Origin of the sequence: Pseudodonghicola xiamenensis DSM 18339, from assembly GCF_000429365.1 — a bacterium.
Lineage (GTDB): Bacteria > Pseudomonadota > Alphaproteobacteria > Rhodobacterales > Rhodobacteraceae > Pseudodonghicola > Pseudodonghicola xiamenensis.
Genome location: NZ_AUBS01000002.1, coordinates 225257 through 249902, shown reverse-complemented (window position 1 = coordinate 249902; position 24646 = coordinate 225257). Strand labels below are relative to the sequence as shown.

Here is a 24646-nt window from a genome sequence, read left to right as displayed (position 1 = left end):
GGGTCATTCCATTACTTGCAGCGGATTGCCTTCCAGCGCGCGGATGATCGTCTTGTTGATGTCGATCAGCGGCTGCACCTTGTGCTTGCCCTTGATGACGCCATTGCTGTGGCTGTTGACCCAGACGGCCAGGGAAATCAGCCCGGCGCGCAGATCGGCGGGCAACTGGTTGCCCGGCTGGGCCAGATCTCCCTGCAGCGCCATCCAGACGCGCTGATTGCGCCAGAGCGCATCGTTCAGCCCGCCGGCCAGCAAGGCGAGCTTTTCGGCGCTGGCTTCTGCTTGGTCGAACTCGGGGCCGAACCGCTCGAGATCTGCGGTAACTCGGGAAAGGACGCGGCGCTCGATCTGGCGGGGGGACTCCGTCTCCGAGATCGTCCGCTTATACGCGGCTATGCTCATTCGGTTTGTTCCGGGGATTTTGTTATACTGCCTCGCGGTTAACCTATCCCATGCGGGTTAAAGCGCGATAAATCCTTGTTAATTTTTTTCTGTTGGCCGGAGTGTCCTGAATATGTCGGGCTCTTATCTTGTGAATGGGGCGTGCAGGGGAAGGAAATCGGCCGCGCGGGAGGGGGCGATGATTGTTGTCTGCGACGCGCGGGGGGGGGCGGATGGGTGCGGCGCTACTGGACCTCAAGCCCCCCAACCCCTAGGTTATGACCCAGAATCCCCGACCTTCAGGTAGCCCATTGTCCGACAGCCCAGCCTATCAGGTTCTCGCCCGCAAATACCGCCCCGAGACCTTCGCCGATCTGGTCGGCCAGGATGCCATGGTGCGGACGCTGAAGAATGCCTTCGCCGCCGACCGGATCGCCCAGGCCTTTATCATGACGGGGATTCGCGGCACCGGGAAAACCACCACGGCGCGGATCATCGCCAAGGGGATGAATTGCATCGGCCCGGACGGCACCGGTGGTCCGACGACGGAGCCCTGCGGCGTTTGTGAACATTGCCGGGCGATCATGGAAGGTCGTCATGTCGATGTGATGGAGATGGACGCCGCCTCGCGGACCGGGGTGGGCGATATCCGCGAGATCATCGATTCCGTGCATTACCGGGCGGCTTCTGCGCGCTACAAGATCTACATCATCGACGAGGTTCACATGCTCTCGACCAGCGCATTCAACGCGCTGCTCAAGACGCTTGAGGAACCTCCCGCCCACGTGAAATTCATTTTCGCCACCACCGAGATTCGCAAGGTGCCCGTGACGGTGCTGAGCCGGTGCCAGCGCTTCGATCTGCGCCGGATCGAGCCCGAGGACATGATCGGGCTGTTGCGCAAGATCGCTACTGCCGAACATGCCGAGATCGCCGATGATGCGCTGGCGCTGATCACCCGGGCCGCCGAAGGCTCTGCCCGGGATGCAACATCGCTGCTGGATCAGGCGATCAGCCACGGTGCCGGTGAGACCAGCGCCGATCAGGTCCGCGCCATGCTGGGGCTGGCGGATCGTGGCCGGGTGCTGGATCTGATGGACATGATCCTGCACGGCGATGCCGCCGGCGCCCTGACCGAACTGGGGGCGCAATATGCCGAAGGTGCCGATCCGATGGCGGTTCTGCGCGATCTGGCCGAGATCACCCATTGGGTCAGCGTCGTGAAAATCACCCCGGAGGCTGCGGAGGATCCGACCATCGGGCCGGATGAACGTGCCCGCGGCCTGGCCATGGCCGAGGCGCTGCCGATGCGGGTGCTCAGCCGTATGTGGCAGATGCTGCTCAAGGCGTTGGAAGAGGTCGCGGCGGCCCCCAATGCCATGATGGCGGCTGAAATGGCGATCATCCGGCTGACCCATGTGGCCGATCTTCCGGCGCCCGAGGAACTGTTGCGCAAGTTGCAGGATACGCCGCCGCCGATGCCAGGCGGCCCGATGGGGGGCGGTGGTCCTGGTGGTGGCATGGGCGATGCCGGGACCCGGGGCTGGCAGGCTCCGGCCGTTGGCGCCGGTGCTGCCCCGGTGGCCGCGCGCGGCTCGGCGGGCGGAGGTCCCACCGCCCTTCTCGCCGGAGACGTCGCCGAGGCGCTCTCCCGCTATCCGACCTTCGATCATGTGATCGAACTGATCCGGACCAATCGCGACGTCAAGCTTCTGGTCGAGGTCGAAATCGGCGTGCGGCTGGTATCCTATCAGCCGGGGCGGATCGAATTCACCCCCAGCGATGCGGCGCCTGCCGACTTGGCGCAGCGGTTGGGCACCAAGCTGCAAAGCTGGACGGGCAATCGCTGGGCGGTGATCGTCACCGGCGAGGGAACCGCCGAGACCATCGCCGAAAAGCGGGACGCCGCCGAGATCGCCCTGCGCGAAAAGGCCACGGAACATCCGTTGGTGCAGGCGGTGCTGGCGCGTTTTCCCAAGGCGCAGATCGCCCAGATCCGGACCCCCGAGCAGATCGCTGCCGAAGTGGCGCAGGAGGCGCTGCCGGAGGTCGAGGATGAATGGGATCCCTTCGAGGATGGCTGAGGGCCCGGGCGACCGGGCCCTGTGCCGCGCTTAATCCGCCAGCAGATCCTTTGTCTGCATCACTTTGGCATAGCTCATTGCCAGAGGTGCCATGAAGGCGGCATGCACCTGTTCCGCAGTGAGGGCGACGCCGCCGAAACTGGTCTCCTTGGCGCCGCAGGCGTCCTCAGCCACGGTCACCGCAAATCCGAAATCGGCTGCCGCCCGGGCGGTGGCGTCGATGCACATCTGGCTCATTGCGCCGCAGATCGTCACCGCTTCGACCCCGGCCGCCCGCAGCCGGTCCAGCAGGCCGGTGCCGTGAAAGCTGTTGGGCCGCGCCTTGGTGATCACGGCCTCCCCCTCTGCCGGGGCCACGGTCGGGTTGATCTCGGCCCCCGGGGTTCCGGGGCGGAAGAACGGCGCCTGGTCCGAGGCCATTTCGTGCCGGACATGTAGGATCAGGTCGCCGGTGGCCCGGGCGTGGATCAGCAGCCGCGCGGCATTTCCTGCCACCTCCTGCATCTTCGCCACTGGCCACAGGCCGTCTGCGAAATAATCGTTCTGGATATCCACCAGGATCAGGGCGCGCTTGGTCATCTTGAAACTCCCACTTTCGATTGATTGGCGCAGTCTGGCCCGGATTGACGCAGTTCGATATTGGCGGTTATGACAAATTGCATGCAGGTATCGCCAAATTCTCCGATCCGTCTGGCTCTGGTCGCCTATCCCGGTGTGCAACGCTCGGCGTTGGAGGGGATGGCGGATATGTTTGCCCTGCTGCCGCGCCTCACCGGGGCGGGGGCCGCCGGCGCGGCAGTCGATCTGATCCGCGTCGATGCCGGAAATCGGCCCGAGGCCGCGGTGGATGCCTTTGTCTTTCCGCCGTCGCTGGAGGCGACGCAGGCAGCGCCGGATCATCCGCTGGTTCATTGGGCGCGGGATCGGCATGCCGAAGGGGCGCTGGCCTGTTCGGTCTGCGCCGGGGCCTTCTGGCTGGGGCAGGCGGGGCTTCTGGACGGGCGCCCCGCGACCACCCATTGGGCGCTGGAGGCCGGGTTTCGTGCGTCCTTTCCCGGGGTGAAGCTACAGCCCGAACATATCCTGATCGACGATATCGACGTGGTCACCGCCGGTGGGCTGATGGCCTGGCTGGATATGGGCTTGCATCTGGTGGGGCTCTGGTTCGGCGCCGATCTGGCGACGCGGTTGGCGCGCCACCTGCTGGTCGATCCCGCCGGGCGGGAGCAACGCCACTATGCCGGGTTCCGCCCCCCGCGCAGCCATGGGGATGTGGCGATCCTCGGGGTGCAGCGGCGCATGGATACCGATTTTGCCGATCCGCTGCCCGTCGCCATGCTCGCCGCCGGCGCGGGGATGAGCGAACGCAGCTTTCTGCGTCGTTTCCTGCGCGCCACCGGGATGAGCCCGGCGGCCTATCTGCAGCGGTTGCGGGTGGAAAAGGCGCGCGGCGCGCTGGAGCGTGGCGGCGAAAGCACCGCCGGGATCGCCTGGGCGGTGGGGTATCGGGACGTGTCGGCCTTTTCCCGCGCGTTCAAGGCGGTGACCGGGCTCAGCCCGGGGGCGTATCGGGATCGTTTTCGCATCGCGGCGGGGCGCCGGGGCTAGGGGGATCGCGGTGGCGTGGTCTTGTGCCGGGGCGCTTGCGCGCGTATCTGTGAACCAAGCACGAACACCTTTCAGGAGAGCCCCATGTTCAAAGGACTCGGCCAGCTCGGCGATATGGCCAAGATGATGAAGTCTGCCCAGGAACTGCAGACGAAAATGGCCCAGATGCAGGAAGATCTGGCCAATCTGACCGTTACCGGCGAGGCCGGAGCCGGTCTGGTCAAGGCGACCGCCACTGCCAAGGGGGAACTTGTCGGCCTTGATATCGACCCGTCGATCTTCTCGGGCGATGACAAGGAAGTGGTCGAGGATCTGATCCTTGCCGCGATCAAGGACGCGCAGCTCAAGGCCGGGGAAAAGGCGCAGGCGGAAATGGCCGCCCTGACCGAAAGCATGGGCCTGCCGAAGGACATCAAGCTGCCGTTCTGATCTCCGGATCTGACAGATCGGCCGGGCGTCCCGCCCGGCCGCATTCCCGCCGCACAGGTTGCTCATGCCCGCAAACCGCGAGATCGAAAATCTGATCGAGCTGATGGCCAAGTTGCCCGGGCTCGGCCCGCGCTCGGCTCGCCGGGCGGTGCTGCACCTGATCCGCAAGAGGGCGCTGCTGCTGACGCCGCTGGCCGATGCGATGCAGGAGGTCGCCGCGACTGCGCGCGAATGCCTCAATTGCGGCAATGTGGCGACGTCGGACATCTGCGACATCTGCCAGGACAACCGCCGTGCCAATGGTGAACTTTGCGTGGTCGAGGATGTCGCCGATCTCTGGGCGATGGAACGCGCGAGGGTCTTCAAGGGGCGCTATCACGTATTGGGCGGCACGCTGTCGGCGCTTGACGCTGTGGGGCCCGAAGAGCTGCGCATTCCCAAGCTGCTGGATCGCATCCCTGGCGAGCACATCACCGAGGTGATCCTGGCGCTGAACGCCACGGTCGAGGGCCAGACCACGGCGCATTATATCGCCGATCAACTCGAGGGGCAGGTGAAATTGACCTCGCTGGCACAGGGGGTGCCGATCGGCGGAGAGCTCGATTACCTCGACGACGGCACGATCAGCGCAGCGCTCAGGGCCCGCAAGGAGGTTTGAGCGCTACTCGGCTGCTTCTGCTGTCGCCGCACGACGCAGCTTGCGGGTATCCCAGGCATAGAGCGCGGCCCCTGCGATCAGCCCCCAGAAGGCGGCGCCGATCCCGAAGAAGGACAGGCCCGAGGCGGTGATCAGCACGGTGATGACCGAGGCTTCGCGCGCTTCCGGCTGGGCGATGGAGGCGGTCAGAGAACCGGTCAGTGCCCCCATCAGCGCGAGGCCCGCCACAGCAGCGATCACCGCCGGCGGTGCCACGGCCATCAGCGCCACCGCCAGCGCGGCGCCCAAGCCCATCACGATATAGCCGATGCCGGCGACGATGGCCGCCCAGTACCTGCGGTCGGGATCGGGATGCGCCTCGGGTCCGGCACAAAGCGCGGCAGTGATCGCAGCCATGTTGACGCCGGGCGATCCGAACGGCGCCGACAGCAGCGCGGCCAGACCGGTGAAAGAAATCAGCGGCCCTGCTTTCGGTGTGTAGCCGAAGGATTTCAGCACCGCGATGCCGGCCACGTTCTGCGACGCCATGGTCAGCACGAACATCGGCAGGGCGATCCCCACAACGGCGGCCAGGGTGAGCTGGGGCATCACGAAGACCGGCCCGGACCAGAGCTGTTCGGGGGCGAAGGCGCCAGGTTCCAGCCCGCTGGCGACCAGTGTGGCGGCGACCACGACCGCAGCAGGCACCGCCAGAAGCCGGTTGATGCGGGCCATAATCGCCCAGGCCAGGAAGATCGGCAGCGCGATTTCGGGCAGCAGGCCCATGGCGCGAAAGGGGGCAAGGCACAACGGCAGCAGAATGCCCGCCAGCATCGCATTGGCCAGCGTCATCGGAATCGATTCGGCCAGCCGCCCCAGCGGACGCCAAAGCCCGGCCAGAATGCACAGCGCCGCCGCCAGCATGAAGGCGCCGACGGTGACGGCAAAGCCGCCCTCCGGCGCCTGCAGCGTGGCCAGGAATGCCGCGCCGGGCGTGGTCCAGGCCACCGACAGCGGCATCTTGTGGCGCAGGCTCAGGACGATGCCGGCAAGACCCATCGCCACCGCCGCCATCATCAACCCCGAGGAGGCTTGCGCCGGCGAGGCGCCGACCGCAGTCAGCCCCTGCACGATCACCGCGAAGGAGCTGGAAAAGCCGACAAAAGCCGATAGCAGCCCCGATGTGACTGAGCTGAGGGAAAAATCCCTGAAGAGCGGTGACATGATGTTCCTTTCGGTGGCCGGGATCGTGCCGGCCCGGGCAAGATGCCGTATCGCTCCGGGGCTGTCAAAACCGAACTGGTCGGGCCAGGGAGGGGCCACGCCGCATAAAAAACCCCCGAAGACCATCGGCCTCGGGGGTGTGCTGGATCGGCGGGCGCGCGCGTTTAGCGGCGGAAGTCGTCCTCATCCTCGTCGTCATCGTCAGCCCCGCCAGCCGGCAGGTTGAAGAAGCTGTCGGCGTCGGTGATGTCGGGTTCGGGCCGTTTGTCCTCATCCGCATCGTGCGAGCCTGACAGGGTAAAGGTTTCAAGGCCTTCGATCGCGGTGGGGATCTTCGGTTCGATATCCATGCCCAGCGATTGTTCGGTGCTGACCAGCTTGCGGCGTTCGTCATCGGTCATGACCGAGCCTTCGGCGGCGCGCTTGGCTGCAGCTTTCTGCACTGCCGCGTCAAGCTCGGACTGTTTGCACAGCCCCAGTGCCACAGGGTCGATCGGCTGGATGTTGGCGATGTTCCAGTGGGTACGTTCGCGGATCGCCTGGATGGTCGGCTTGGTGGTGCCGACCAGCTTGGAGATCTGGCCATCGCTCAGCTCGGGGTGGAATTTCACCAGCCACAGGATCGAGGCGGGGCGGTCCTGCCGCTTCGACAGCGGGGTATAGCGCGGGCCACGGCGCTTTTCCTCGCCGGAGGCGGCGGGGTTGAACTTGACGTGCAGCTTCAGAAGCGGGTTCTGTTCGGCCTTGTCGATCTCTTCCTGGGTGAGCTGGTTGTTGGCGACAGGGTCGAAGCCTTTGACCCCGACCGCGACGTCTCCATCGGCGATGCCCTGAACCTCGAGCTCGTGCATGCCCACGAAATCGGCGATCTGCTTGAAGGTCAGCGTTGTATTGTCCACCAGCCAGACGGCGGTTGCCTTGGGGTGCAGCAGTTTTGCCATCTCGTGTCTCCTTACGCGTAGTTTTCCCGTCGCCCGGATCAGGGGCGGTCCCGGAGGGTCTCCGGAACGGGTTTCCGTTGTGGGGGAACTTCGGGCCTATATAGTAGGCTCAAGCAAATAAGGGAAGAGTGAATGCGCTGGATCCTCCTGTGGCTGATGATGGCCCTGCCGGCTTTCGCCGGGGGTGAAAAGGCCGGGCAGTTCGATTATTACGTCATGTCGCTGAGCTGGTCGCCCAACTGGTGCGCCACCGAAGGGCGGGGCCGCAATTCGGAACAATGTGATCCGGGGCGTGATTACGGTTGGGTGCTGCACGGGCTCTGGCCGCAATATCACCGGGGCTGGCCCGAGTATTGCCGGACCGCCGAGCCTGCGCCGACCCGCCGCATGACCGCCGAAATGGCCGATATCATGGGGACGTCGGGCCTGGCGTGGTATCAGTGGAAGAAACACGGGGTCTGTTCGGGCCTGTCGGCGCCGGCCTATTTCGCCCTCGCGCGTGAGGCTTATGGCCGGATCAACCGCCCGGCGGTCTTCCGCAAGCTCAAGAGCACGGTGAAACTGCCGGCCTCTGTGGTGGAGGATGCGTTTCGGCAGGCCAACCCCGCCCTGACCGGCGACATGCTGACCGTCACCTGCCAGCGCGGCTATATTCAGGAGGTACGCGTTTGTCTGTCGCGCAGCCTGAAACCTGTTCCCTGCGGGCGCGACACGATCACCGACTGCAAGCTCACGGATGCTTTGTTCGAGCCGATTCCATGACAGGTTTCGTGATGAAGCCCGGGATCCTCTGTCGAGGAGGCGGGCATGATGTCCCTGATCGCTCTGCTGCGGGCCGTCAACGTCGGCGGCACCGGAAGACTGCCGATGGCAGAGTTGCGGGAGGTTTGCAGAAGCGCCGGGTTTTCGAATGTGCGAACCTATGTCCAGTCCGGCAATGTGGTCTTTGAAACCGATAATTCGCCCGCCGTCGCCCGTGCCGCGCTTGAGGCCGGGTTGCTGGATCATTGCGGCAAGCCTGTCAGCGTCATCCTGCGGGACGGCGCGGCGATGCGCAGTCTTCTGGCGCGCAATCCCTTTCCTGAGGCTGCCCCGGATAAGGTTGCCGTTCTCTTCCTTGAAAGCGAAGCGCCGCCCGACCTGATCGACCGGGCGAGGGGCAGGGCATCGGAGGATATCGTGCCGGCGGGGTGCGATGTGTTCATCCACTATCCCGATGGCATGGGGCGATCCCGGCTCAGGCTGCCGGTTATGGCGGAGGGAACCGTGCGCAATCTGCGGACGGTGGCGAAACTGGCGGAGCTGTCGATGGGCCAGAGCTAGGTGCACGCTTCGGTTTGGGGGGCGCTGTTATGGCGATATGCGGGGGCTTCAGGTGTCGACGCGGCCATTACGGGTGAGAAATTCGACCACGGCAGTTATGCGGGCCGGCAGCGTCGTGGCCTTGCCAAGATAGACGACGTGGAACTGCTCCTGTCCGATGGCGCTGCCGGGGACGGTTTCCAATGTACCGGAGGCAAGCGCCTCTCGCAGCATGAAGGCGCCGGCGCGCGCGGTGCCGCAGCCCGACGCGGCCAGCGCCGTGACGGTGGCGCCATCATTGGCGCGCACCCGAGGGGTATCGCCATGCCAGAGCGGATCGCGCCGGGGATAGGCAAAGCCCACTTGGGCCGCCACCGCACCGGGGGCCCGCACGGTCAGCACCTCGGTCGTACCCAGCGATCTGGCCTGCAGCGTTGAATCCGGCAGTGGCCCGGCCCGGATCGCCAGATCGACGGGTTGGCCGGCCATGTCGGTGATCCCATCCCCGACGATCAATTCCAGATCAAGTTCGGGGTGGGCGCGCAGGAGGCGGGGCAGCATTGGCGCGAGGATGTAATTTGCATAGGCAGAGCTGGTGGCGATCCTCACCAGGCCGGCGACCGGGCCGCCGCCAACCTCGCGTTCGGCCTGGTCCAGCGCGGCCAGCACGCCGCGGGCCGACCGGGCAAAGGCCTGTCCTTCATCCGTGACCTGAACGCGTCGCGTTGTTCGGCGCAGCAGCGTCGCGCCCAGCCGGGTTTCAAGCCGTGTCATCATTTTGGAAACGGCCGATGGGGTCATCTGCCGCCGCACGGCGGCGGCGGAAAAGCTGCCCTCTTCCATCACGGCAAGAAAAACCTCCATTTCCTGCAGGCGATTGACCTCTCGCATGCTGTCCTTTCATGAATTCGGGGCACAAGTGCCGCGATCGTCGGGTGGGTTCCGTCACAGGTTACCAGCCGCCGTACCGCCCGCAAGGCGTGTCGTGGCCTGATCTCGGCAGGCGCGCCTTGGCTGTGGGTATGAACGGTGCCGGGCCGCGCCGTTCGGGCCGAGGTCATTCAGGCCGCAGCCTCATCTGCAACCTTAAGGGGCAGCCACAGACACTATGTTCTCACGAAGCAGTGTTTTCATGAAGCGGCGCACCCGCGCGGCGGGTGCAGATAAGGAGTTTGCCCTCTAGCGGCGGGCAAACCGAGCCAGGGCGCCGCGGCACCCAAAGGGCATTTCGTGACCCGAAAGGGCAAATGCCCTGACTATCGACATGGAAAATCTGGTCGGAGTGAGAGGATTCGAACCTCCGGCCCCTGCCTCCCGAAGACAGTGCTCTACCAGGCTGAGCTACACTCCGACCGTGCGGGCGGGATTATACGGGCCCTGGGGGATTTGCAAGGGCCATTATGCAATGAAGCCGGACTTTTGCTCTGCTTGCCAGAACCGCGCGGGCGGGGCAGTGTTGCGCCTCTGGGAGAGCGGGCAATGACGGCGAATTATTTCTACCTTCTGGGTGGCATCGGCATGTTTCTGATGGGCATGGATGCGATGACCCGGGCGCTGAAGGACATGGCGGGGTCGAATCTGCGGGCGATTCTCGCGCAGTTCACCACGACGCCGCTGCGCGGGGTGGTCACCGGGGCGACAGCGACAGCGCTGGTGCAATCCTCCAGCGCCACCACGGTGATGACGGTGGGCTTCGTGGGGGCCGGGCTGATCAGCCTGCCGCAGGCCATGGGGATCCTCTTCGGGGCGAATATCGGCACCACCACCAACGGCTGGCTGGTGTCGCTGCTGGGGATGAAGCTGCAGCTTGGGGCGATGGCGATGCTGGCACTATTGCCGGCGGCGCTGCTGGCGCTGATCGGTCGGGGCCGTGTGGCCCGGGCCGGGCAGGTGGTGGCCGGCCTTTGCCTGCTGCTGTCGGGGCTGGAGCTGATGCAGACCGGGATGGCCGATGTCAGCGGCTTGCTGCGCCCCGATCTGCTGCCCCAGCACGGGGCGCTGGCCATGCTGGTGTTGACGCTGGCGGGGCTGGTGATGACGGCGGTGCTGCAAAGCTCGGGCGCGATGGTGGCTCTGGCCCTGGTGCTGTTGCAGGGCGGTGCCGTCGGGGTCGAGCAGGGGGCGGCGCTGGTGCTAGGGATGAACATCGGCACCACTTTTACCGCGCTGTTGGCCTCGGTCGGGGGATCGCGGGTGATGCGGCAGACGGCGGTCGCCAATCTGGGGTTCAACGTGATCACCACCCTGCTGACCTTTCCGCTGCTGCTGATCTTCGCGCCGGGGCTGTCCGACCTGGCCGCGACGATCGGGCCGTTGAATACGCTGTTGTGTTTTCACACCGGCTTTAACCTGATGGGGACCGTTCTGTTCCTGCCGATGACCGCGCGCTTCACCGCGTTGATCGAGCGGCTGGTGCCTGAACGGGAGGAGGACCGGCTGCGGCTGGGCCTTGATCGGGCACTGCTGAGCGATGCGCGGGCGGCGATGACGGTGGCCCGGGGTGGGGCCCAGATCATCGCGGATCGGCTGTTCGCGGCCTTGGCCGCGGCAATGCGGGAAACGCCCGATTATCGGTTGATCGCCGCATTGGCTCCGGCCTTGCCTGCGGCGCTCGACCGGCTGGAGCAATATCTTGCGGCGATTCGTCCGCCCGAGGGGCTGGACCGGGAGGAGGAGGTTTATTCCGCGCTTTTGCACGAGGCGGACCACCTGCGCCGCCTGACCGAACGTGCAGGACAGACCGCTTATATCCAGACCCTGTTCGAAGACCGCAGCCTGCGTCGTCCTGCAGTATTGATGGGGGCGCTTCTGGGCTGCGCCGCCGCCGCTTCGCCGGCAGAGATGGAGGCCGACCGGCTAGCGCGATTGGAAGCGCTTATCGCACATCGGGTGGGGCGGCACCGCCGCGGCCTGCTGCTGGGCGAGCATGCGGGGCTCTATTCGCTGACGGAGGTTTTCGCGCATACCGATGCGATGCGCTGGCTGCAGCGCAGCGTGCATCACGCCGCGCGCATCGGCCATTACGACCGTGTCGCGCGGCAGGGCCTGCTTCAGGAGACCCCGCCGGGAGAGTGAGCCTTAGAGGCTGGCGTCGAGGGCTGCCACGATGGCATCGCCCATTTCGCTGGTCGAGACCGGCTTGACACCCTCTTCGCCCAGCAGGTCAGCGGTGCGCAGACCGTCGGCCAGCACCTTTTCGACCGCCTGTTCCAGACGGGTGGCCTCGGCCCCTTGATCGAAGCTGTAGCGCAGCGCCATGGCGAAGCTGAGGATACAGGCGATCGGGTTGGCCTTGCCTTGGCCTGCGATATCGGGGGCAGAGCCATGCACCGGCTCGTACAGCGCTTTAGGCCGGCCATTGGCCATCGGCGCACCGAGCGAGGCCGAGGGCAGCATGCCGAGCGAACCGGTCAGCATCGCGGCGCAGTCGGACAGGATGTCGCCGAACAGGTTATCGGTGACGATCACGTCGAATTGCTTTGGGGCACGGACCAACTGCATGGCGCAGTTGTCGGCGTACATGTGGTTCAGTTCGACATCCGGATAATCTTCGTCGCGAACCTTCTGCACCACCTCACGCCAGAGGATGCCGGATTCCATCACGTTGGCCTTCTCGACCGAAGTGACCTTGTTGTCCCGCTTGCGGGCCAGTTCGAAGGCAGACCGCGCGACGCGGTCGATCTCGCTCTCGGTATAGCGCTGGGTGTTGATGCCGACGCGCTCGTTGCCTTCTTCGAAAATGCCACGGGGCTCGCCGAAATAGACGCCGGCGGTCAGTTCGCGCACGATCATCAGATCGAGCCCGGCAACCACGTCTTTCTTGAGCGAGGAGAAGTCCGCCAGCGCGTCAAAGCACTGCGCCGGGCGCAGGTTGGCGTAAAGGTCCATTTCCTTGCGCAGGCGCAGCAGGCCGCGTTCGGGTTTGACGCTGAAATCGAGGTTGTCGTATTTCGGGCCGCCCACGGCGCCCAGCAGGACGGCGTCGACGTCCTGCGCCTTCGCCATGGTCTCGTCCGTCAGCGGCGTGCCATGCTTGTCGTAGGCGCAGCCACCGACCAGATCCATGGTGACGTCGAACTTCAGGCCGCCCTTGGCGCCGTACCAGTCGATGATCTTGGTGACTTCCGTCATCACCTCGGGGCCGATGCCATCGCCGGGCAGGATCAGAAGCGAAGGATTGGACATGCGCAGACTCCTTTACAGATGTTGCGCAAGGGCCTAGCGCGCCAGCAACGAGTGGTCAATAACACCGGGTGGGGCGAAATAGAGGATTGTCCACCGGGAATGGGGTTTCAGCCCTCTGGCCGTGATCCGAGTTGTGCCTGCAGCCCGTCGAACAGCAGGCTCCAGACCCGGGCGATGCGCGGGGTGCGCCGCATCAGCTCTGGCGCGGTCAGCCACATCGGCAGCGCCGGGAGCGTGAGGCCCAGCTCCACTTCTTCGACCAGCGGATCGGCGCGGCCGACCTGCGCCTGGGTGAAGCCGATGCCGCAACCGGCGCGGACCAGCTCCCAATAGGTCGCCTGATTGTCGCAACGGATGGCGAAGAAATCGCGGTCCACAACCCAGCCCTGAGCGCGCATCGACGACAGGATCAGCGGGTTGCGGTCGAAGCCGACAATGGCATGGGCCCTCAGATCCTCGATCCGCTGGGGGCGACCGGCCCGCTCCAGATAGCTGCGGGCGGCGAATATCCCCATCGGCACGTCGCCGACATGCCGCGCAATCAGGTCGGGATGGGTCGGGCGGTACATGCGCACGGCGATATCTGCCGCGCGAAACAGCAGATTTTCACTGTCATCGCTGGGCATCAGGTCGATCTGGATCGCCGGTTCCGCTGTGCGGATTTCGGCCAGCACCGGCGGCAGCAGGTAATGGGCGACAAAGACGCTGGCGGTGATCCGAACCGTTCCGGCCAGTTGTTGCGCCTCGCCCGCGGCCGTCAGGGCGATGGCGGCAATCTCCTCGCGCATGCGGCGGGCATGGGGCAGCAGCCGCGCGCCGGTCGCGCTGGGGCGCAGCCCGCGCGCGTGGCGGTCGAACAGCGTGGCGCCCAGTTGGCTCTCCAGCGCGCGGATATCGCGGCCAAGGCTGGGCTGGCTGCGCCCCAGCGCCCGCGCCGCGGCCGAGAGTGATCCGGCCTCGGCCACGGACAGAAAGCTCTGGATCAGCGACCAGTCGGGAGGGAGGGGAGATATATCCATTCAATTTTGAATACAGGATTGTCAATTCCATGCAATATCCATGGTATGAAACGGAGCGTATCTGAGTAGGGACAACAGCCAGAGACAGGAGGCCGAGATGGCACAGGTGGCATTGATCCTTGGGGCGCATGGGCGGTTCGGCCGCAATTGTGCGATGGCCTTCGCCCAGGCCGGCTGGGAGGTGCGGCGCTTCGACCGCAAGCGCGATACGTTGTCCGAGGCCGCGACGGGCGTGGATGTGATCGTCAACGGCTGGAACCCGGCCTATCCGGACTGGCCGCGGTTGTTGCCTGAGTTGACCGATCAGGTGATCGCGGTGGCACGGCAAAGCGGCGCGACGGTGGTGTTGGCGGGTAATGTCTATGTCTTCGGGCCGACCACGCCCTCGCCCTGGTCGGAAACTTCGCCGCGGGCGGCGACTAACGAACTTGGCCGGCTCAGGATCGCGATGGAGGCCGCCTATCGCGATGCCGGGGTGCGGACCGTCCTGCTGCGCGGTGGCGATTTCCTGGATACCGAGGCCTCAGGCAACTGGTTCGACCGGATGATGATCCCGGCGCTGCATCGAGGCATCTTCACCTATCCGGGCAATCCGGACATCCCGCATGCTTGGGCCTATCTGCCCGACTTCGCCCGCGCGGCCGAGGCGCTGGCAGCCAAGCGGGCCGAGTTGCCGGAGTTTTGCGAGGTTCCCTTTCCCGGCTATGCGTTGAGCGGGGTAGAGATGTGCCGTGCATTGGGGCATGTGATGGGCCGGCGGCTGACGCTGCGGTCGATGTCCAGGCTGCCCTTGCGGTTGGCCTCGCCATTCTGGCCATTGGCGCGGCGGTTGCTTGAGATGAGCTATCTCTGGTCCACGCCGCACGCGCTGGACGGCAGCCGCTTTGAGCGCCTGTTGCCCGAGTTTCAGCACACCCCGCTGGAGGAGGCTCTGGCCGGCGCCATCCCCTCAGAGCTGGTCCGGCACTAGATCGAGCCAGATCAGCCGGTGACGGCTGGCCTCGGGCGCGGGGGCGGAAAGCCCGACGCCCTCAATTCGCCAATCGGAGGAGGGCAGGAGGTAATCCACCCTGAGCGGCCCCGGTCCGTCGAATGCGGCGGTCGGCTGTCCCGGCAGCGGGTCTTGCAGACGGGGGTCAGCCAGCAGATCGCGGATTGCCTGGTGTCGCCCGGCACCCCGCTCCGGATCCAGATTGGCGCCGCCGGCGATGACGATATGGCCCTCGGGTGCCGGACCGAGGGCATTGTCGAGGTAAAGCTGCCAGAGGCGGATTTCATCGGCGTTGCGCCGCCCGTTGCGATCTTCCGGCCCGTCGAAGACCGGCGGGGTCGCCTGAAAGGTCAGAAGCGTCAGTCGTGGGCCATCGGGCAGGGCGATGGGCACCGCCCAATGCGCGGTCGAGGACAGCCGCTGCGCGGCCTGCGCCGCCTCGGAGGGGAAGGGGGCGCCATCGGGATGGGTTGGTAGCTCCGCCCCCGGCAGATCGCGCCAGAGCAGCGGAGTGAAGTCCCGAACCTCCTGCGTCAGTATCGGAAACCGCGACAGCACCGCGATGCCGCCCTGGCCGGTGAAGCGCCCCCAGCCCTGGGCGTCGCCCGGCCCGCCCTGCCGGCCGTCGCCATCGAGGTCGAGCGCGCTGTCCAGCCCGCTGTTGGGTCTGAGTGCCAGCCGGTGGGGATAGGCCAGGCCCGCCTGTTCCAGACGGCTGGCGAGGGCGGTTAGCGTGCGGCCCTCCAGATCCCAGTCGATGCCCTGCAGGGCAAGGATGTCGGGATGTGCGCCGGCGATCACCGCGATCACTGCGTCGATCTGGGCATCCCCCTTGCGGGTCAGATCGCGCAGCAGCAGGCCCGGCCCCCTGCGGGACAATTCGGTATTGAAGCTCGCCACCCGGATCGGGTCGGCACATAGCGGTGAGGTGAGGCCGAGGCAGATCAGAAGGGCGGCAAGCCCCCTCATGCCACCTGGGCGGCGTCGGCATCCGCATAGGCGCGGCGCCGTTTCTGCGCAATCAGCGCGGCGATTCGCAGCAGGGCGATGCCGCGCAGGATCATGCTGGCGGGCAGGAAGGCCCAGGCGCTGATCAGCCAGATCATCGTCTGCGGCTCGTCAAACGGCAGTGGCTGGATCAGGGCCGAGGCCAACTTGATCAGCGCGGGGATCGCGAAGGGCAGCAGAATGCCCAGCACCATGTTGATCTGGCCGTCACGTTGCAGCCGGTGCACCACATCGCCCCCGGCGGTGGGGTCGAACAGTGGCAGGTTGGTCCAGACGTTGAAGGCGCCGTTCGCCACCGGCCAGCCGAAGACTTTCACACTCAGCAAGAAAGCCGCGATCGCCAGCAATGCAATGACATAGGCGAGGCTGGCGGCAATGCGCACCGTCTCGACGGTCGCCTGCGGGGTCTCGGGGGGCAGCATCAGCACGGTGAGGCGAACCGGCGAATAGGGGAAATCGGCCCAATGGCCCAGAAACAGACCAAGTCCGTTGGCCAGGGCGGTCAGGTTGCTGGGGTCTTGCTGGTGCTTGGTGATCAGCGTCAGCATGGTGATCATGGAGAACAGCGCGATAAAGCGCAGCCGGTTCAGTGGCGGTGCGCTGCGGAATTCGACGATGCTGGGATAGGAGGAGTTGTATTCCGCGAAGGTCAGAAGCCCGGCTACCAGCGCCAGCAGGGTCACGATCTCGGGCGCGCGCACAGGCAGCAGCAGCGACGGAAGCGCCACCACCAAAGCCACGAGCAACCCGCGCAGGGTCGCGCCTGTGAAGCGTACCAACACTGTTCGATCCCTTCAAAGCCGGACTGGCCCGATACGTTGCCGGACCCTTGTTCCACCTTGATGCCGCCCGCAGTCGGGGTGGCGTGCCTCATTTATGCCATATTTGTGCCGGGATTTCGCCTCCGGCTCAAGCAGCGAGCGGGCAAAAGGTTGAATTCGCGACGAAACGGCGCGTCGACTGGTGCCTTCTTGCATCAATGTCGACAGAAATTTCCGGTGTTTCCGGCGCCGATCCACCATGTCTGGTGGCGCTCTCGCACGATTCTACCTGGGGGCGACATGCGCTTTGGGCGGCCATTCGAGGCCGCCCAAAGGAAGTTTTCGGTTCCGGAGGGAATCAGACCCAGGGCCGTTCCATTGCGGCCTTGCTTTCGAAAGACGCGATTTCCGAAGCTTTCGCCATGGTCAGGCCGATGTCATCCAGGCCTTCCAGAAGGCAGTGCTTTTTGAAGGCATCGACCTGGAAGGGAATCACCTCACCGTCCGAGGTGGTGATCTCCTGCTTTTCCAGGTCGACGGTCATGCGGGCGTTTTCGCCCTTTTCGGCGTCCTTCATCAGCAGGTCGACCTGGTCTTGCGGCAGGGCGATCGGCAGGATGCCGTTCTTGAAGCAGTTGTTAAAGAAGATGTCGGCGAAGCTGGGCGCGATGACGCAGCGGATGCCGAAATCCTTGATCGCCCAAGGCGCGTGTTCGCGCGAGGAGCCGCAGCCGAAATTGTCGCCGGAGACCAGGATTTCCGCGTTGCGATAGGCGGGCTTGTTCAGCACGAAATCGGGCTTTTCGCTGCCGTCGTCGTTATAGCGCATCTCGTCGAACAGGTTCACACCCAGGCCGGAGCGTTTGATGGTCTTCAGAAACTGCTTGGGAATGATCATGTCGGTGTCGACGTTGATCAGCGGCAACGGTGCGGCAACGCCGGTGAGTTTTTCGAACTTATCCATGAAGCTCTCCATATACGGGGCCCCGGAGGGGCGCGGCCTGCAAGGTCATGCGGGCCAGAGATGAACGGGACGGGGCACGGATCGCTGTGCGCCCCGATGAAACATTGATGCGGCGTGGTCAGAGCCGGCGGCCAGCGCCACGGATGAACAGCGCCAGCGCGATCAGGCCCGCGCCGTTGAACAAAAGCTCGATCCCCAGAAGGATGCCCAGAAGCTGTACCGAAATCGCGGCAAAATTCGCCCCGATATAGGCGGCCAGCACGATGGTGAGGGCGCCGGACAGCAGCATCGGCCAGAAATAGGCGGTCTGCCGCATCATCCAGGCGAAGCTGAGCCGCAGGATACCCCCGGCGCCCAGCAGGATCAGCACCAGCATCGCCAGCGAGATCGCCCCTTCGAGCGGGTTCGACAGGAAAGAGAAGCCGAGAAAGGCCATCAGAAGCCCCATCAAAACCGCGACGATACGATTGCCGATCGAATTGCCGGAAAGCCCGGCAACGGTCTGGATGACGCCGATGATCAGGAACAGTGCCCCGGTGATCGTCGTCACCGCCAGCGAGGCCGCCACCGTATTCGCCAGGGCGAAGACACCGAAGGCCAGGGACAGAAACCCCAGCAGCAGCCATTTGACCCAATCTTTCATGTCGATACTCCTGTTCAGATTGTGTGTGACGCTGACATTATTCCCATACCCTGTAAAGCGGGGTTAACCCGGTCTGAGGGGGCGGGGCGGCCCTGCCGGGGCAGGGCCGATCCGGGAATTACATCAGCTCGCGCACATCCGTCAGGTGGCCGGTCACCGCGGCGGCGGCGGCCATGGCCGGGCTCAGCAGGTGGGTGCGCCCGCCGCGGCCCTGACGGCCTTCGAAGTTACGGTTCGAGGTGGCCGCGCAGCGTTCGCCGGGCGACAACTGGTCCGGGTTCATCGCCAGACACATCGAGCAGCCGGCAAGCCGCCATTCGAAACCGGCCTCGATGAAGATATCGGCCAGGCCTTCTTCCTCGGCCTGGGCGCGAACGAGGCCCGAGCCGGGAACGATCATGGCGCGCATGCCGTCCTTGACCTTCTTGCCCTTCACGATCTCGGCCACGGCGCGCAGATCCTCGATCCGGCCGTTGGTGCAGGAGCCGATGAAGACCGTGTCGATCTTGATGTCGGTCAGCTTCTGGCCGGGCTCCAGCCCCATGTATTCCAACGACCGGCGCGCCGCGTCGACCTTGCCGCCGGCAAAGTCTTCGGGCGCCGGCACGGTTGCGGTGATCGGCAGCACGTCCTCGGGCGAGGTGCCCCAGGTGACCACGGGGGCGATTTCCGAGGCGTCGATGGTGACCACCTTGTCCCAATGCGCGTCGTCATCGGAATAGAGCGTCTTCCACCAGTTCAGTGCGGCCTCCCACTGCGCGCCCTTCGGCGCATGGGGGCGGCCCTTGATATATTCGAAGGTGGTTTCGTCCGGTGCGATCAGACCGGCGCGGGCGCCGCCCTCGATCGCCATGTTGCAGACGGTCATCCGGCCTTCCATCGACAGCGAGCGGATCGCCTCGCCGCAATATTCGATGACATAGCCGGTGCCCCCGGCGGTGCCGGTTTTGCCGATCACGGTCAGGGTGATGTCCTTGGCAGTGACGCCCGGGTGCAGTTTCCCGGTGATCTCCACCTTCATGTTCTTGGATTTCTTCTGGATCAGCGTCTGCGTGGCCAGAACGTGTTCCACCTCGGAGGTGCCGATGCCATGGGCGAGCGATCCGAAGGCGCCATGGGTGGCGGTATGGCTGTCGCCGCAGACCACGGTCATGCCCGGCAGGGTCCAGCCCTGTTCGGGGCCGACGATATGCACGATGCCCTGACGGATGTCATCGACCGGATAATAGTTGATGCCGAAATCCTTGGCGTTCTTGTCCAGCGCCTCGACCTGGATGCGGCTCTCCTCGTTCTCGATCCCCTTTTCGCGGTCGAGTGTGGTGGGCACGTTGTGGTCCGGGACCGCGATGGTCTTGTCGGGCGCATGCACCTTGCGGTGCGCCATGCGAAGCCCTTCGAAGGCCTGCGGGCTGGTGACTTCATGCACCAGATGGCGGTCGATATAAAGCAGGCTGGTGCCGTCCTCGTCCTCATGCACGAGGTGGGCATCCCAGATCTTGTCATAGAGTGTCTTGGGGGACATCTGTCCTCTCCCGTTCTTGCTGTCTTGCGAATTACTGGCGTGCGCGGGCTGGCGGCCGCTTATAGGCGGGCCAGAACGGTGCGGGCAGCCCCAAAGAACCGTTCGCGCAGACGCGCGCGGTCCTGAAGATCGAAATAGGGGGCGGTTTCCGGTGTCATACCGGAGGAGATACTCCCGCCCGAGGCGGCAATCAAGGAGGGAAACCGGTAAGGGCCGGGCACAGGAGGCTTGCCAAGGGCGCCGCGGCCGGTCCACCCTGCGGTAGAGGAGGGCCGCGATGGAGAAGGAAATCCTGCCGCCAGAAGTGGGGTCGCTGATCGCCGATCTTTGGGCCCAGGGGATGAGGCTGGTGCATATGGTGGTGACGCCGGGCTGGCGTCAGAACCAAATTCTGATCATCCTGGGGCTGATGGTGCTGGCTTGGCTGCTGCGGCTGCTGACCGCGTCCTGGGTGCAGGACTGGACCCGTGCCCGAGACGGCTGGCCGAAATGGCGGCTCAGGATGATGGTACAGCTCCGCCGGCGGCTGGCGCTGATCTATTTCGCCTTCGGCATCTGGGTAGTGTACGGGGTGATGCAGCAGGTCACCTGGCCCTCGCGTAGCTATATAATCGGCATTGTCGCCACCTTGGTCACCGCCTGGCTGGTGATCGCCATGCTGTCGCGTCTGGTGCAGAATCGCACGCTCAGGCGAATCCTGACCTGGACATTGTGGATCTACGCCACGCTCTACGCGCTGGAGTTGGTCGATGATGTGGAGCGGTTTCTGGACACTCTGGCGGTGCAGGTGGGGACCCTGCGGCTGAGTGTGCTGACTGCGGTCAAGGCGCTGTTGTTGCTTTCAGCGCTACTGGTGGCCGCCCGGCTCGGCACCCAAGCGACCAGTCGCAGCCTGACCGGAAATGACGATATCTCGCCCTCGATGCGGGTTCTGGTGATTAAGGCGGTGCAGGTGCTGCTCTATGGGCTGGCGGCGCTGATCGGTATCCGTGCGCTGGGCTTCGACCTGAGCGGGCTGGCGCTGTTGTCGGGCGCCATCGGTGTCGGCATCGGCTTTGGCCTGCAGAAGGTGGTGTCGAACCTAGTGTCAGGGATCATCATCCTGCTCGACCGATCGATCAAGCCGGGGGATGTGATCAGCCTGGGCGATACCTTCGGCTGGATCGATTCGCTGGGGGCGCGCTATGTCAGCGTTGTCACCCGCGACGGGCGGGAATATCTGATCCCGAACGAGGACCTGATCACCTCTCAGGTGGTGAACTGGTCCCATACCAACAAGTTCGTGCGACTTGATCTGAAATTCGGCACCTCTTACGGCGACGATCCGCATGAGGTGCGCAAAGTGGCGATCGAAGCGGCCAAGAACGTCGCCCGGGTGCTGACGCATCCGACGCCGCCGGTGTGCCATATCGTGGGATTCGGTGACAGCAGTGTCGATTATGTGCTGCGATTCTGGATCACCGATCCGTCAGACGGGCTGACCAATATTCGCGGCAATGTCTTTCTGGCGCTTTGGGATGCATTCAAGGCCAATGGAATTTCGATCCCCTTCCCGCAGCGCGAGGTGCGGGTCCTGGGCGATGCACCGCTGGCCGCAGCAGAGAGAGAGGCAGTATGAAATCGACGATTTTACTGCGCCGGCGCGGTTACATTGAAATCGGTCCGCTGGCTTGCTACTTTAAGTTTGCCCCGCGCCGGGGGTCAGGCCGGCGTATCAGAAGGAGGACTTTGTCCTGTCACCCAATGCTGAAGCGGCGCTTTCCGCTGACGACCGGGCCGGTGTTATGACGGCCCGTCCCCTGCCGACCAGCCAGGACCTGCTGGCAGAGATCCTTGCTTCGCTCGACGACGACAAGGCCGAAGAAATCGTGCAGGTCGATTTGCACGGTCGGTCTTCGATCGGTGATTACATGGTGATCGCTTCTGGGCGCTCGTCGCGGCAGATCGCGGCCATGGCCGAGCATCTGCAAGAGCGCCTGAAGAAGGAATTCGGTGTCATTGCCAAGATCGAGGGGCAGGATATCGGCGACTGGGTGTTGCTGGATACCGGCGATGTGATCGTGCATCTGTTCCGTCCGGAAGTGCGCGAATTCTATCAGCTTGAAAAGATGTGGGTGCCGCAGGCTCCGGCCAAAGGCTGACATCGGACTGGCCTGTTCACGCGGGCCGGGGATTGGACCCTGAACTCATGCGCATCCGGATTTGCGCCGTCGGTCGTTTGCGCGCCGGGCCAGAGAAATCCTTGATCGACGATTATCTGACCCGCTTCGACCGGACCGGTCGGGCGCTGGGCCTCGGTCCTGCCGAGGTGGTTGAGGTCGAGGACCGAAAGAATGCCGGCATGGCGGCCGAGGCGCAGCTCTTGCGCAAGGTGCTGCCCGCCGGCGCGGTGATCTGCACATTGGACGAAAGGGGCAAGCTGGTCTCCTCGCCCGAGTTCGCCGACCGGATGGCGGGCTGGCGCGATCAGGGGCGCGGCGATCTGGCGCTGATCATCGGCGGCGCCGACGGCATTGATCCGGCGCTACGCGCCGAGGCCGATTTCAGCCTGTCCTTCGGCAAGATGGTCTGGCCGCATATGCTGGTGCGAGTGATGCTGGCCGAGCAGCTCTATCGTGCCGCCACCATCCTGTCGGGCTCACCTTATCACCGGGTTTGACCGGGGGGCATTCAAGGCCGGTCGGCAAGATCGGGCGGCACCTGCATCAGCACCTCGCGCGAAGAGGAGCCGAATTCGCGCCGGTAGAGCATGCCTACTGTCAGCATCGTGGCCGCGATCAGCGCGATGGGCCCCATCAGCCAGGTCGCGGCGGCGAGCGCGAAATAGGTGGTTCGCAGGCCGCGATTGAAGCTGCGAGCGGCGCTTATGCAGAGTTCGGCCGCCTGATCCGCGCGCGGCGCGGCCAGCGGATCCTGCGCGTTGTTCGGCACCGCGCCCATCACCACCGAGCAATAGCCGAACAGCCGGTTGGCCCAGACGAATTTCAGGAAGGCCGACGTCAGCAGCAGAAGCGCCAGCAAAAGCTTGAGCTCCCAGACCACGGGTGGCGACGGGGCGATCGCTAGATCGCTCGCCAATCCCTCGACCGGCCCGGGGTTGCGGATCAGCGCCATGCCGCTCCCCAATGCGATCATTGCGGCCGAGGCGAAGAAGGCCGTGCTCTGGCGCAGGTTCCCGATCAGGTTGGCGTCGAAGATACGCGGCTGCCGCGTGACTAGTTGCCGCATCCATTCACGTCGGAAATCCGCCATCAACTCAGCCACGGAGGGCCGCGACGGCGACGGGTTTTCAATGCGCCAGCCGATGCCGATCCAGGCCAGAAGCAGCAGGGCGAAGGCAGCGTAATCCAGTGCCGAGAACAGGGTGAGTGGGGCAATCCAAGTCATGATGCAGACCCTAGGGGCAAAGCCGGTGTCTTGTCATCAGGAAGAATTGGCCATAGAAATTTACCAGATTGGGAGGAGCCAGTCGATGCAAATGCCACAGCCCGATCCCGCGATCCTGGGCCGCAAGGCGCGGCTGGTTGCGCGCCTGTCGCAGGTGCTGCCCGAGGCGGCGCTGATACAGGATCCGTCCCAGACCCGTGCCTATGAATGCGACGCACTGACCGCTTATAGATGCGCGCCGCTGCTGGTGGTCCTGCCCGCCTCGACCGAGGAGGTCGCGGCGGTGTTGCGGATTTGCCACGAGGAGGGCGTGCCGGTGGTGCCGCGCGGCTCGGGCACCTCGCTGGCTGGTGGGGCTCTGCCGACAGCGGATTCCGTGGTGCTGGGGGTGGCGCGGATGAATGCCGTGCTGGAGGTGGATTTCGACAACCGCTTCATCCGGGTGCAGAGCGGGCGCACCAACCTGAGCGTGACCGGTGCGGTGGAAGAAGAGGGGTTCTTTTATGCGCCCGATCCCTCAAGCCAGCTCGCCTGTGCCATCGCCGGCAATGTGGCGATGAACTCGGGCGGGGCGCATTGCCTGAAATACGGGGTGACCACCAACAACCTGATGGGGGTCACCATGGTGCTGATGGATGGCACCGTGGTGGAGATCGGTGGCGCGCATCTGGATGCCGGCGGCCTTGATCTGCTGGGTGTCATCTGCGGCTCGGAAGGGCAATTGGGCGTGGTGACCGAGGCGACCCTGCGCATCCTGCACAAGCCCGAGGGGGCGCGACCGGTGCTGATGGGGTTCGACAGTTCCGAAGTGGCCGGCGCCTGCGTGTCGGATATCATCAAGGCAGGCGTGTTGCCGGTGGCGATCGAATTCATGGACCGCCCCTGCATTCGCGCCTGCGAGGCCTTCGCCCATGCCGGATACCCCGATTGCGAGGCGCTCTTGATCGTCGAGGTTGAGGGATCGGAGGCCGAGATCGCCCAACAGCTCGGCCTGATCGAGGCGATCGCCCGGCGGCACGGCCCGGTCGAGTTTCGCGAGGCCCGCGACCCGGAGGAGGCCGGGCGGATCTGGCTGGGGCGCAAGTCGGCCTTTGGCGCCATGGGGCAGATCAATGATTACATGTGCCTTGACGGGACCATTCCGGTCTCGGCGCTGCCGATGGTGCTGCGCCGGATCGGCGAGCTGTCGCAGGACTATGGGCTGGAGGTGGCGAATGTGTTCCATGCCGGCGACGGCAACATGCATCCGCTGATCCTGTTCGACGCCAACACCCCGGGGCAGTTGGAGCAATGCGAGGCCTTGGGGGCCGCGATCCTGAAGCTTTGCGTCGAGGCGGGTGGCTGTCTGACCGGCGAGCATGGGGTCGGGATCGAGAAGCGCGATCTGATGCTGCATCAATACAGCCGTGGCGATCTGGAGGCACAGCTTGACGTTAAGGACGTGTTCGATCCGCTCTGGTTGCTGAACCCTGCCAAGGTGTTCCCGCTGGAGGTGACGGCGAGCCGGCGGCTCGGGCGGCTGGCGGCGGAGTAGGGGGCGCTGCCCCCGTCGCGCGGTGC

The 24646-nt window shown here is 65.0% G+C and carries 26 protein-coding genes and 1 tRNA gene; 12 read left to right on the top strand and 15 right to left on the bottom strand.

All coding sequences use genetic code 11. From position 1 onward, the window contains the following. Positions 1 to 3 precede the first annotated feature (3 nt). Positions 4 to 402, bottom strand: coding sequence for a flagellar biosynthesis regulator FlaF (flaF, locus tag G455_RS0104120; RefSeq protein ID WP_028092528.1), 399 nt, complete (start codon positions 400 to 402; stop codon positions 4 to 6). Positions 403 to 659: 257 nt separating this feature from the next. Between flaF and G455_RS0104115 the strand changes: the two genes are divergently transcribed. Continuing rightward, positions 660 to 2465 carry a DNA polymerase III subunit gamma/tau gene (locus tag G455_RS0104115; protein ID WP_189658328.1) on the top strand — a complete coding sequence of 602 codons (1806 nt, stop codon included), beginning with the start codon at positions 660 to 662 and terminating at the stop codon, positions 2463 to 2465. A gap of 30 nt (positions 2466 to 2495) precedes the next feature. Here G455_RS0104115 and G455_RS0104110 read toward each other — a convergent pair whose 3' ends face one another. Then, positions 2496 to 3044, bottom strand: coding sequence for a cysteine hydrolase family protein (locus tag G455_RS0104110; protein WP_028092526.1), 549 nt, complete (start codon positions 3042 to 3044; stop codon positions 2496 to 2498). An 81-nt stretch (positions 3045 to 3125) separates the two neighbouring features. Here G455_RS0104110 and G455_RS0104105 point away from each other — a divergent pair, with 81 nt between their 5' ends. From G455_RS0104105 to recR, 3 genes are all read left to right on the top strand, one after another. Continuing rightward, entirely contained in the window at positions 3126 to 4073 is a 948-nt protein-coding gene (locus tag G455_RS0104105; protein WP_028092525.1) for a GlxA family transcriptional regulator, read from the top strand. A gap of 84 nt (positions 4074 to 4157) precedes the next feature. Next, entirely contained in the window at positions 4158 to 4502 is a 345-nt protein-coding gene (locus tag G455_RS0104100; protein WP_028092524.1) for a YbaB/EbfC family nucleoid-associated protein, read from the top strand. Positions 4503 to 4566: 64 nt separating this feature from the next. Continuing rightward, the gene (gene recR, locus G455_RS0104095; protein ID WP_028092523.1) at positions 4567 to 5160 is read left to right on the top strand and encodes a recombination mediator RecR; all 594 of its coding nucleotides are present in this window, start codon (positions 4567 to 4569) and stop codon (positions 5158 to 5160) included. A 3-nt stretch (positions 5161 to 5163) separates the two neighbouring features. Here recR and G455_RS0104090 read toward each other — a convergent pair whose 3' ends face one another. Beyond that, positions 5164 to 6363: a benzoate/H(+) symporter BenE family transporter gene (locus G455_RS0104090; RefSeq protein ID WP_035366085.1), complete on the bottom strand. Its 1200-nt coding sequence runs from the start codon at positions 6361 to 6363 to the stop codon at positions 5164 to 5166. Positions 6364 to 6527: 164 nt separating this feature from the next. Beyond that, positions 6528 to 7304 (bottom strand): DUF1013 domain-containing protein, encoded by a 777-nt coding sequence (locus tag G455_RS0104085; protein WP_028092521.1) that lies wholly within the window; start codon positions 7302 to 7304, stop codon positions 6528 to 6530. Positions 7305 to 7436: 132 nt separating this feature from the next. Here G455_RS0104085 and G455_RS0104080 point away from each other — a divergent pair, with 132 nt between their 5' ends. Together G455_RS0104080 and G455_RS0104075 are read left to right on the top strand one after the other, a co-directional pair. Beyond that, a complete protein-coding gene (locus tag G455_RS0104080) occupies positions 7437 to 8066 on the top strand; it encodes a ribonuclease T2 family protein (protein WP_028092520.1) in 630 nt (209 codons plus the stop codon). Positions 8067 to 8111: 45 nt separating this feature from the next. After that, positions 8112 to 8627 (top strand): DUF1697 domain-containing protein, encoded by a 516-nt coding sequence (locus G455_RS0104075; protein ID WP_028092519.1) that lies wholly within the window; start codon positions 8112 to 8114, stop codon positions 8625 to 8627. A gap of 48 nt (positions 8628 to 8675) precedes the next feature. Here G455_RS0104075 and G455_RS0104070 read toward each other — a convergent pair whose 3' ends face one another. Further along, positions 8676 to 9497 carry a LysR family transcriptional regulator gene (locus G455_RS0104070; protein ID WP_035366082.1) on the bottom strand — a complete coding sequence of 274 codons (822 nt, stop codon included), beginning with the start codon at positions 9495 to 9497 and terminating at the stop codon, positions 8676 to 8678. A gap of 383 nt (positions 9498 to 9880) precedes the next feature. After that, positions 9881 to 9957 (bottom strand) — tRNA-Pro (locus G455_RS0104065). Positions 9958 to 10085: 128 nt separating this feature from the next. Between G455_RS0104065 and G455_RS23265 the strand changes: the two genes are divergently transcribed. After that, entirely contained in the window at positions 10086 to 11681 is a 1596-nt protein-coding gene (locus G455_RS23265; RefSeq protein WP_051312133.1) for a Na/Pi cotransporter family protein, read from the top strand. A 3-nt stretch (positions 11682 to 11684) separates the two neighbouring features. Here the strand turns inward: G455_RS23265 and leuB are convergent, their stop codons facing one another. Further along, positions 11685 to 12791, bottom strand: coding sequence for a 3-isopropylmalate dehydrogenase (gene leuB / locus G455_RS0104055; protein WP_028092517.1), 1107 nt, complete (start codon positions 12789 to 12791; stop codon positions 11685 to 11687). Positions 12792 to 12898: 107 nt separating this feature from the next. Then, on the bottom strand, positions 12899 to 13810 hold the full coding sequence (locus G455_RS0104050) for a LysR family transcriptional regulator (RefSeq protein ID WP_028092516.1): 912 nt from the start codon (positions 13808 to 13810) through the stop codon (positions 12899 to 12901). Between the two features lie 97 nt (positions 13811 to 13907). Here G455_RS0104050 and G455_RS0104045 point away from each other — a divergent pair, with 97 nt between their 5' ends. Continuing rightward, a complete protein-coding gene (locus tag G455_RS0104045; RefSeq protein WP_028092515.1) occupies positions 13908 to 14780 on the top strand; it encodes a Rossmann-fold NAD(P)-binding domain-containing protein in 873 nt (290 codons plus the stop codon). On the opposite strand, the gene G455_RS0104040 is transcribed toward G455_RS0104045, so the two are convergent. The 6 genes from G455_RS0104040 to G455_RS23260 form a co-directional block, all read right to left on the bottom strand. Beyond that, positions 14760 to 15770 carry an endonuclease/exonuclease/phosphatase family protein gene (locus tag G455_RS0104040; RefSeq protein WP_028092514.1) on the bottom strand — a complete coding sequence of 337 codons (1011 nt, stop codon included), beginning with the start codon at positions 15768 to 15770 and terminating at the stop codon, positions 14760 to 14762. The genes G455_RS0104045 and G455_RS0104040 overlap by 21 nt on opposite strands. Continuing rightward, the gene (locus G455_RS0104035; RefSeq protein ID WP_028092513.1) at positions 15767 to 16591 is read right to left on the bottom strand and encodes a hypothetical protein; all 825 of its coding nucleotides are present in this window, start codon (positions 16589 to 16591) and stop codon (positions 15767 to 15769) included. Before G455_RS0104035 ends, G455_RS0104040 begins: the two co-directional genes overlap by 4 nt. Positions 16592 to 16928: 337 nt before the next feature. Continuing rightward, positions 16929 to 17534 (bottom strand): 3-isopropylmalate dehydratase small subunit, encoded by a 606-nt coding sequence (gene leuD, locus G455_RS0104030; RefSeq protein ID WP_028092512.1) that lies wholly within the window; start codon positions 17532 to 17534, stop codon positions 16929 to 16931. 118 nt (positions 17535 to 17652) lie between these two features. Next, the gene (locus tag G455_RS0104025) at positions 17653 to 18177 is read right to left on the bottom strand and encodes an HdeD family acid-resistance protein (protein WP_028092511.1); all 525 of its coding nucleotides are present in this window, start codon (positions 18175 to 18177) and stop codon (positions 17653 to 17655) included. A gap of 118 nt (positions 18178 to 18295) precedes the next feature. Next, positions 18296 to 19699: a 3-isopropylmalate dehydratase large subunit gene (leuC, locus tag G455_RS0104020; RefSeq protein ID WP_028092510.1), complete on the bottom strand. Its 1404-nt coding sequence runs from the start codon at positions 19697 to 19699 to the stop codon at positions 18296 to 18298. Between the two features lie 59 nt (positions 19700 to 19758). Then, a complete protein-coding gene (locus G455_RS23260; protein ID WP_028092509.1) occupies positions 19759 to 19857 on the bottom strand; it encodes a hypothetical protein in 99 nt (32 codons plus the stop codon). A gap of 119 nt (positions 19858 to 19976) precedes the next feature. Here G455_RS23260 and G455_RS0104010 point away from each other — a divergent pair, with 119 nt between their 5' ends. The 3 genes from G455_RS0104010 (at position 19977) to rlmH (ending at position 22358) form a co-directional block, all read left to right on the top strand. Further along, the gene (locus G455_RS0104010; RefSeq protein WP_028092508.1) at positions 19977 to 21317 is read left to right on the top strand and encodes a mechanosensitive ion channel family protein; all 1341 of its coding nucleotides are present in this window, start codon (positions 19977 to 19979) and stop codon (positions 21315 to 21317) included. Between the two features lie 166 nt (positions 21318 to 21483). Next, positions 21484 to 21840 (top strand): ribosome silencing factor, encoded by a 357-nt coding sequence (gene rsfS / locus G455_RS0104005; RefSeq protein ID WP_028092507.1) that lies wholly within the window; start codon positions 21484 to 21486, stop codon positions 21838 to 21840. Between the two features lie 47 nt (positions 21841 to 21887). Next, entirely contained in the window at positions 21888 to 22358 is a 471-nt protein-coding gene (rlmH, locus tag G455_RS0104000; protein WP_028092506.1) for a 23S rRNA (pseudouridine(1915)-N(3))-methyltransferase RlmH, read from the top strand. A gap of 11 nt (positions 22359 to 22369) precedes the next feature. On the opposite strand, the gene G455_RS0103995 is transcribed toward rlmH, so the two are convergent. Next, on the bottom strand, positions 22370 to 23086 hold the full coding sequence (locus tag G455_RS0103995) for a DUF599 domain-containing protein (RefSeq protein WP_028092505.1): 717 nt from the start codon (positions 23084 to 23086) through the stop codon (positions 22370 to 22372). Positions 23087 to 23171: 85 nt separating this feature from the next. Here G455_RS0103995 and G455_RS0103990 point away from each other — a divergent pair, with 85 nt between their 5' ends. Continuing rightward, complete coding sequence (locus tag G455_RS0103990) at positions 23172 to 24620, top strand: FAD-linked oxidase C-terminal domain-containing protein (RefSeq protein WP_028092504.1); 1449 nt, start codon at positions 23172 to 23174, stop codon at positions 24618 to 24620. The last annotated feature ends 26 nt before the right edge of the window (positions 24621 to 24646 follow it).